General features: G+C 32.2%; 8 protein-coding genes. All 8 read right to left on the minus strand.

The window, feature by feature from the left end; all coding sequences use genetic code 11:
• Positions 1-21 precede the first annotated feature (21 nt).
• The 8 genes from H8R22_RS08385 to neuC all read right to left on the minus strand — a co-directional run bounded on the left by H8R22_RS08385 (position 22) and on the right by neuC (position 7,877).
• Positions 22-1,101: a glycosyltransferase family 4 protein gene (locus H8R22_RS08385; protein WP_187010004.1), complete on the minus strand. Its 1,080-nt coding sequence runs from the start codon at positions 1,099-1,101 to the stop codon at positions 22-24.
• Positions 1,094-2,488: a CDP-glycerol glycerophosphotransferase family protein gene (locus tag H8R22_RS08390; RefSeq protein WP_187010005.1), complete on the minus strand. Its 1,395-nt coding sequence runs from the start codon at positions 2,486-2,488 to the stop codon at positions 1,094-1,096. The genes H8R22_RS08385 and H8R22_RS08390 overlap by 8 nt, the downstream gene beginning before the upstream one ends.
• 8 nt (positions 2,489-2,496) lie before the next feature.
• The gene (locus H8R22_RS08395; RefSeq protein ID WP_187010006.1) at positions 2,497-3,330 is read right to left on the minus strand and encodes a GNAT family N-acetyltransferase; all 834 of its coding nucleotides are present in this window, start codon (positions 3,328-3,330) and stop codon (positions 2,497-2,499) included.
• A 6-nt stretch (positions 3,331-3,336) separates the two neighbouring features.
• Positions 3,337-4,248: a polysaccharide deacetylase family protein gene (locus tag H8R22_RS08400; RefSeq protein WP_187010007.1), complete on the minus strand. Its 912-nt coding sequence runs from the start codon at positions 4,246-4,248 to the stop codon at positions 3,337-3,339.
• Positions 4,249-4,270: 22 nt separating this feature from the next.
• Positions 4,271-5,179 (minus strand): alpha-1,2-fucosyltransferase, encoded by a 909-nt coding sequence (locus H8R22_RS08405; protein WP_187010008.1) that lies wholly within the window; start codon positions 5,177-5,179, stop codon positions 4,271-4,273.
• Positions 5,180-5,182: 3 nt separating this feature from the next.
• Positions 5,183-5,878 carry a class I SAM-dependent methyltransferase gene (locus tag H8R22_RS08410; RefSeq protein WP_225876005.1) on the minus strand — a complete coding sequence of 232 codons (696 nt, stop codon included), beginning with the start codon at positions 5,876-5,878 and terminating at the stop codon, positions 5,183-5,185.
• A gap of 74 nt (positions 5,879-5,952) precedes the next feature.
• A complete protein-coding gene (locus H8R22_RS08415) occupies positions 5,953-6,759 on the minus strand; it encodes a hypothetical protein (protein ID WP_187010009.1) in 807 nt (268 codons plus the stop codon).
• Positions 6,756-7,877 carry a UDP-N-acetylglucosamine 2-epimerase gene (neuC, locus tag H8R22_RS08420; protein ID WP_187010010.1) on the minus strand — a complete coding sequence of 374 codons (1,122 nt, stop codon included), beginning with the start codon at positions 7,875-7,877 and terminating at the stop codon, positions 6,756-6,758. Before neuC ends, H8R22_RS08415 begins: the two co-directional genes overlap by 4 nt.
• Positions 7,878-8,737: the final 860 nt, after the last annotated feature.

Here is an 8,737-nt window from a genome sequence, read left to right on the forward strand (position 1 = left end):
TCAGGATTGTTATTTTTCTTTTTAAGAAAGTAATTCTAAATGATTTTTAACCATGGTATCAAGTGAGAAATCAATTAAATTAGCGGTGAATGCATTGCTATTGATAGCTACCTTGGAACTCAAAATATTTTGAAGAATTGTTTTTAATCCTATAACATCTTGCTCTTGAAACAAAAAACCATTATGATTATCGATTACTAATCCCAAAACATTCCCTTGATTAACGGTAGTTACAACTGGCAAATGAGCCAATAGCCCCTCTAAAACCGCATAGCCAAAAGTTTCTCCATGCGATGGATGAATTAAATAATCATAGTTGGCATAAATATCTTTAAGATTAGAAACACTGCCTTTAAAACTAAAATAATCCTCCAAATGGTATCTTTCTATCAAATCTATTAAAGTAGTTTGGTAATATCCTTCGCCGTAAATGGCAATGGTAAAATCGTATGTGACCTCATCGTTCAATAATTTAACCGCCATGATCAAATCCTGGATTCCTTTGTCTATTCGTAAATGCGAAGCTACTATAAAACGATTATTTGTGCTAAAACTGGTTTTCTGTTTAAAATTGGCTTGTTGCAATCCGTTATAAACAAGCTTCGTTTTGGATTGTATATGGTTACCAAACTCACTAATCATACTAGCAATTGAAAAAGGAGACACTCCAATAAACTGATCAATATATCGGGAATACAGCAGTCCTTTTAGTCTTTTTTCGATTTTCTTTTTTAAAGGATAACCATTCAATGGTCTTGGATTATGATCTACTGCTATCACTTTTGCAGTTGACAACTTTTTTGTTTTTTTAAAAAAAGGCGTACACAATGCTATAAAATGCGTGATAATATGGGTGTAAGTAGGCTCGTTCTTTTTGCTAAAATATAGAAAAAAAGCTTCGATACTATGATTTCCGCTTTCATAAATAGTGAGCTTGTTATAATCACCATGATTGGACGTATTCGGGAAAAACCAATCCACTTGAATGTTATTCTGCTTACAAGTCGCATCAAACTCCCAAAAGAAATAATCCATACCACCCACTCTTTCGGGAAGTAATTCATAATTACAGAGTACTGCTATTTTCTTTAAACTATCCATTGAGTTGTGCTAGAGATTGAGCAATACGCTTACTAGTTCCTTCAAGAGATTCGCTAATTTGCAACTCCAGAAACTTTGCTCTCAAAATACTTTTATCTTCCTTATTTTTTAAAACATTGTTAAGTGCTGCTAAAAACTCTTCTGTAGTCTTTACAATATCACTTGATTTAGAGTCTACTAAGTTAGCCAAATGAGCATAGTTTAAAAATTTTTGGTCATCAAACATTCCGTTAGCTTCATTTCCAAAAACAGGATTAATAACAGGTTTGTCAAAAATAAAAGCATCCAAAGTAATTGTTGACAAAACATTAATGCATATATCACAATATTTCAATAATGATTTTAAATCATTCAAATCACTTACAGAAGGCACTCTTTGACTCCAAGATTCTTGATGATTAGTCCTGCTAACATTCCAATCTGGAAAATTCCAAATTAAGAAAGAAAACTTATCTGCCAAAAACTTAAATCGCAAAGCATCTTCAACAGGTGATGTTCTTACAATTACAGCTACCTTTTCTACTAATTTGTTTGCCAAAATAAAATTTGCCAAAATCTCTAGATAGATGATATCGTTTTTACTGCTTGCGTCATTGCAGGTAAAAAAGATGATTTTTTGATCTTTACTTACCTTGAATTTTTCTTTAAATTGTTCTTTAGAATAACCAAATTTATCATTGGTGTAAGCTTCAAATTGTGGCGTTCCTACAACCAAAACATTTTCTTTTTGTACCGATTTGTAAAAATGAAGCAACTCTATTTTCATTAAATGACTCCAAACAAAATAGTAATTAAAATTCCCAGCCATTCGACCTTTTGAAGCCAGATTGTCCCAACTAAAAATAAAAGTACTCGTCTTAATTTTCAAAACTTCAGCAGCAAAAATTAATGGCGCTATAAATGGAGGTCTTTGATGGGTAAAGAACAACATACTAATCTTATGTTCTTCTAAAAGCGTCTGATATTGGGCTGTTAGACTATTTCCCTTAAAGGTAAATTGTTGCCATTTATTATATCGTAAAATCCAGTTTTCAGATTTAATAAATTTTGACCAAAGATGCATGCATCTTATTGCGATTCCCCTCGGGCTAAATTCTTTTGATTTAGATTGATTTAAATTATCTAAAATTCCAAAATTACTCCCAGCAAATATCTGTAAATGAGTTACCTCTTTGATTTTTCTAAAAAACCAGGTTTTGAAAGTCTCTTCAAAAACAGCTAGCTCAACTACTTTGCATTTTAAATTCAAATCAACAAAAACTCTTTTAGGTAAACATGAAAATAGTATAACCGAATCAAAATTATCATTTGCTTCCTTAATAAAATCACTTAAAATAAAGTTTCTAAATCCCACACCATCTGTAATGACAACTCCTAAATTTTTCATATTGTATCTTATAAACTACCTACCCTACCGTGATCAGAAAAAGATCGATGAACAATAAAATCTCGATCTAAAGGCTCCTCAGATAAAAACGTAATATCACAAAACCGATTCTCCTGAATTGGGTTTAGCCTCCAAGGTACTACTGACTTACAATCCAACACCCAACCCATTTTTTCCAAGTTTTTAATATTTAAATCGTTCCATGAAGTAATATAATCAACCCAATTATAACCTAATTCCCATGTTTGTTTTTCTAATTCTTCAAGATTTGAAATAGCAACTACACGTAAACCACCTACCTTTTCTTGGCTAACAGCTCTAGATCCATCAGACAACACAATCCCTTTTATTCCGGGCTGTTTAAAATAATGTGTGTCAATATTTTTCAATCTTTCTACATCAACAATTACATTTCGACATACATTTGCGAAACTCTTATCCTCTACTTTTGGATTTATCTTCACATAACGAACCAAATCATAATATCTAAACCAGCGCATGTTTCTATACAATCCTAAACCTGCTTCGTTCGCTGCTGTTGCTGCTAGCGGATAATAGTTTCTTGCAAGGCTGTAGAGTTCCCCAAGAATTCCTTTACCTCGGCATGCTTCATCAAGATACACATTAATAATCCAAGATAGATTCCCTCCAAAATTAGCGCCAACATGCCCCACAATTGCCCCATCATCATCAAGACAAATAAACGACCTACCAAAAGCTTGATCTCCAAATTGCCAATTCCAAAATTCTCTTTGGTGTAACGGATGACCTGTTCTGTATATTCTTTTAAAGAAAATTTCCAACTCTGTCCAATCATTTAGATTAGCTTCACGTGTAATCATACAAATTTATTTATAATTCTTCCCTCCAATACAATCATTACAATCAAATCGATGCAGCAATAAATAATCAGCATTTTCTTCATTAATGGAGGCTGTAGTAGTAAAACCAAATCTATAACCTACTTCCTTTGCTGTTGTCGCAACAAGCTCTGTAACTGTTTCTGCTGTACCATAAGGATAAGAAACAAAATCAATCGTTTTATTACTACCCTTTTCAAGATACTTTTTTGAAATACTCAATTCCCTCTTTATAGTATCATAATCATAGCGCCCTAAAGGCAAATGGGAATGTGTGTGACTACCTATATAACCTAAATTAATCAGTTCCCTTACCTGATCGGTATTCATGTACAAATCTTGCAAAACATTTTCTTCATCAAAATGAGACAAAAAAAGATGATCAATAAACTTTTCCTGCGTCTCATAATTTAAAACGACATTTAAAAAATATTTAAATTCTGCACTTTCGGTTTCGTCAAATCGATAAAAACGATTAGCACTTTGAACTTGCTCTTTACTGAGCGATGTATTTGTAAAACTTTTAAGGCTTACATGTAAACTAGCGGTATCTAAGACCGATCTGACTAAATGAATTTTATGCACCAGACTTACTTTTTTATCTACATAATTCATCGTATTGATAAAAAACAAAGCAGGAATCGCTAGCTTCTTAAGTATTGGTAAAGCTAGCTCATACTGTTCCTTTAATCCATCATCAAAAGTAATTAAAATATAATTTTCTTTGGATTTTATAATTTTATCCGGATCAAGCAATAATTCATTTGGATGAACAAAAACACCTGTCCTTTTTAACTCCAGTAATTGATTTTCAAATTCTAATGGAGTAATACCAAAAATACTAGCGTAAGCCGCTCGAAAATTTGCTCGTATATAATGATAGTTAACTACTGTAAGCATGAGTTAATTTATTCCTTTATGATTATTTTCTACCTAAAATTCGTTTTACAAAACTCTTAGTCTGCTTTACCAATACTGTCCAAAGATGAACTATATCATCTCGCAACAGTAAATAATTACCTTTAACTTTCAAACCAAAAAAAGCATTACTAATACTAAACTGTTTCTCATCAAAAGAAATCCATCTTTCAGGAAAATAATCTGAATCATCATTATTGGCAGCAAAAACTCCTCTAAAATTTTTAATTGGTCTAATTATTTTTGAATGTTCTTTCTCGCCTAACCATGCTATCCACCACGAAAAGGTAGAGTTACTAATTATAAAATCAGAACATTGCGTGGCTATTGCTAATTGCTCCATAGGAGAATACTTTTCTAAAAAAAAACTGTTTTCAATAAATGAAAAGTGGCGTTTACAGTATGAAATATCATCACTTGTAAATACAATATTTCGTTCCTTCCAATCAGAAAAATTATGAACTAATGCTAAAAAATAAAATTTATATGATAATTGAAAAAAATGAGAATGATTTACGAAATCACCTCTTCTTACAGAAATTAAAATCGTTTTTTTACTAAATAAATCAATGTGATTTTGTTTCACTTTTTGTAAAAAAACGGGATCAAATTCAAACACATTTTTTGTTGCATCTACATCAAAATAGCGTTCCGTTTGTAACCAACCATTCAAATCGTAGTTCGTATTCTCGATAATATCCCAATCTTGATACCTGAAAGACTGTTCTTTCAAACATTTAAAACTAGTTGTAATATCATATGCTGGCAACTTATTTTTAAAAAATTCTGCATAGTGCCAAGCAGGAAAAGCAAAATCCTGTTTCTTCATTGTCGCAATTCCAATGGTAGCCGCAATTTGAAACATATGATTACCTAAATTCCCTTTAGACCCTAAGCGCGAAAATACGATCATTAACTATTTTAGTTTATTATTTCTCACGAGATTTGATAACTCATCGTTATTCCCTTTGTAAATAAATATCATGTTATGGTAAAAATGCATTGAAATAATATTTTTATCATAGTATGTTTTTTTGTACCCATCGATTAAAAATTCTTCATTGTTTAAAGCATCAATCAATCCCTTGAAAAAATGATAAATAGTTCCTTCTCTGTTTAAATTGTCTGAAGTACCACCATACTCTTCCCAATAGGAAGTTTGTGTGTCTTCGACTACATATATACCACCTGCTTTTAGCTTTGGAAATAAAAACTCAAAACTCGTAATTACATGATCATTTATATGACTACCGTCGTCAATTATCAAATCAAATGGCCCAGCGGTAGAACATACCTCATCTAAAAAATTCAAGTCTACTTGACTCCCTTTAAAAATTTTTATTCTTCTCTCTTCCAAAAAAGATTTTTCAAATATGTCTAACGCAAATATTTTAGCAAAAGGAAAATAAGTTTTCCACATCCTTAGAGATTCTCCTCCAACAATGGGGTTGTCATAGCCTCCCACACCTATTTCTAACATTTTAATTTTTTTATATTTAAGATCTCTAAAATGACGGTCGTAATGTTGTGTATAAAAATGAAACCCATTTTTATCAGTTTTTTGAATTAATGCTATTTTATCGAGATTACCACTAAAAAAGAAGGCTTTCAAACTTCTTAACTTAAATCTTATTTTTAATCGTGTCCGATATGTTATTCGTTGTTTAATAAAATTTAATAAGCTCATCATCGTAATTTATTCATTATTTTAATATTCAATTTATTAATCATTTTTTTTACACTATACGCAAAGTCTTTAAATATCAGAGCCTCAAATTTACTATCATCATTATTTATCATTTTTGTCTTAAGAAAAACTTGGTTGATCCTATTTGTATGCTTTTCATTCAAATTATAAAATCGTGCATGCCAAGTATGGTATAAAATTATGTTCTCTTCAAAAAACACACTATTTGTAAAGTCATCATCTTTAAAGGCTAAATTAGAATTTAAAAAATAGATTTTTTTCCCTTTTCTTCTTAACCATAAGAAAAAACAAAAATAAGGTTCTGCTAAACTGTTAACGTTAAATTTCCCTCTAAGATGTCCTAAATCGTCCGAGAATTCATTTTCAATTATATAATTATTATTCAATATTTCTTTGACGTTCCATATACTCTCAACTTCTTTAAAATTTAATATGTAGAAAAAAGTATTAATGAGATAAGGATTTTGAACCCGATGCGGAATATGACCTCCGTCTCGAATCCCGCAAACTGTATAATCTCCCAAGGTCATTCTTTCAATTAATTCAAAAACTGCATTGGGATTTAAAAACAAAACATCTTCATCAGCCATTATTAGCCAATCAATTCCTTGACCTTTCATTTTATTCATCATAAACAAAATACTATCCAGACCATGCATCCCATTAGTACCATCAATTATAAATTTGCGAATACCTACAGGAAACAAAGAAGAACTCTTCTTATACAGTTCAAAATTAACTACAGTGGTCAGAATTCCAATTTTAGAATAATCTACAAAACTCATTTTTCTCTAAATTGTTTTTGATGATTAATTCTCCAAAATTTCTCTTTTTCAATAGTTTCTAAAAACAAATCACCACTATTTCCAAATCCAAAATCAGGATTTATAGCTACAGTTCGATGTTCATCAATGGTTTTCAAAGCACTACTAATACTTTCTATCGAATAATCTACATTCATAATATCAGCATGTATGGCACGGTTTTGTTGTCTTGTTCCAATATTGATGATGGGTAATCCGTAATACGGTGCTTCCCTGATTCCTGCACTACTATTACCAATTATAAATTGAGCCTTTTTGAGTAAGGTTAAAAAATATTCGAATCGCAAAGAAGGAATAACTCTGAAACGGTTAATATTTTTAAGCTGTTCATAAGCCGAAATGATATATTTACTCCCCAAATCATTGTTGGGATAAACAACCACATAATTATGATCATCGGCTAGTAAAGCATTTACAAAATTATCTGTGTATTGTTCCATTTCACTTGCTTCGGTAGTTACTGGATGAAACATCACAATAGCAAATTTTTCAAAATCGATTTGGTAGTATTTTTTAACAACTTCTAGGCTAGGTAAATTATTCGAAAACATGATATCAATATCAGGAGAACCAATGGTAAAAACCGACGAAGCAACTTCGCCCATTTGTAGTAATCTTTTGGCCGCTTCCTCATTCGAAACAAAATGAATGTGACTTAGTTTGCTCACACTATGCCTGATCAGTTCATCTACCGTTCCTGATAATTCACCGCCTTCAATATGAGCCACTAATATATTATTCAAAGAACCTACAATGGCACCCGCAAGCGTCTCTACTCGATCACCATGTACCACTATTAAATCAGGATTTATTTTTTTAGCATAACTCGACAATCCTTCAATGGTTTTTGCCAATGTCAAATCCATTGTAGCTTCATCGGTATGGTTTTCAAAAGTAGTAATATTTTTAAAGTCACACCTTTCAATTTCCAATAGTGTATAACCATATTCCTCCTGCATGTGCATACCTGTTACAAAAACAAAAACCTCAAAATCAGGATGAACATCCAGAATTGAAATCAAGGATTTTATTTTACTAAAATCAGCACGAGTACCTGTTAAGAATATTATTTTTTTCATTAATTATTTTTAAATTACCATTATCATGCTGAGCGGAGTGGAAGCTCTTTTTTTTAGATCATGTTACATTTAACTAGATTCTCGACTCCGCTCGAATTGACATCGTATATTTCATCAAGTTCCCAATTGTCAGGCTGAGCGGAGCCGAAGCACTTTTGTCAAATCACGCTCCATGTAAACTAGATTCTCGACTCCGCTCGAATTGACATCGTACTTTTCATTAAGCTCCCAATTGTCAGGCTGAGTGGAGTCGAAGCCTTTGTTTCTACATTTATGTTTTGTAGTAAAAAGATTCTCGACTCCGCTCGCATTGACATGCGATTTTTCAATCACGATTGTCAGGCTGAGCGGAGTCGAAGCCCTTCCTTATAAATTCATGCTTTGTGTTAAAATGATTCTCGACTCCGCTCGAATTGACAAACGATATTTCTCATCAACCTCTCAATTGTCAGGCTGAGCGGAGTCCAAGCCCTTCCTTAAAAATTCATGCTTTTTGTTAAAATGATTCTCGACTCCGCTCGAACTGACAAACGATATTTCTCATCAACCTATCAATTGTCAGGCTGAGCGGAGTGGAAGCTCTTTTTTTTAGATCATGTTACATTTAAATAAATTCTCGACTCCGCTCGAATTGACAATCGTTGTTTCAAGTACCACTGTCAGGCTGAGCGGAGTCGAAGCCCTCTTTATCAAATTACGTTTCATGTTAACTAGATTCTCGACTCCGCTCGAATTGACATGCTATTTTTCAATCATGATTATCAGGCTGAGCGGAGTCGAAGCCCTTGTTTATAAATTCAACTTTTGTCTTAAAATGATTCTCGACTCCGCTCGAATTGACAAAGTACTTTTCATCAAGT

It is taken from the genome of Flavobacterium kayseriense, assembly GCF_014305095.1.
In the GTDB taxonomy this organism is placed as follows: Bacteria; Bacteroidota; Bacteroidia; order Flavobacteriales; family Flavobacteriaceae; genus Flavobacterium; species Flavobacterium kayseriense.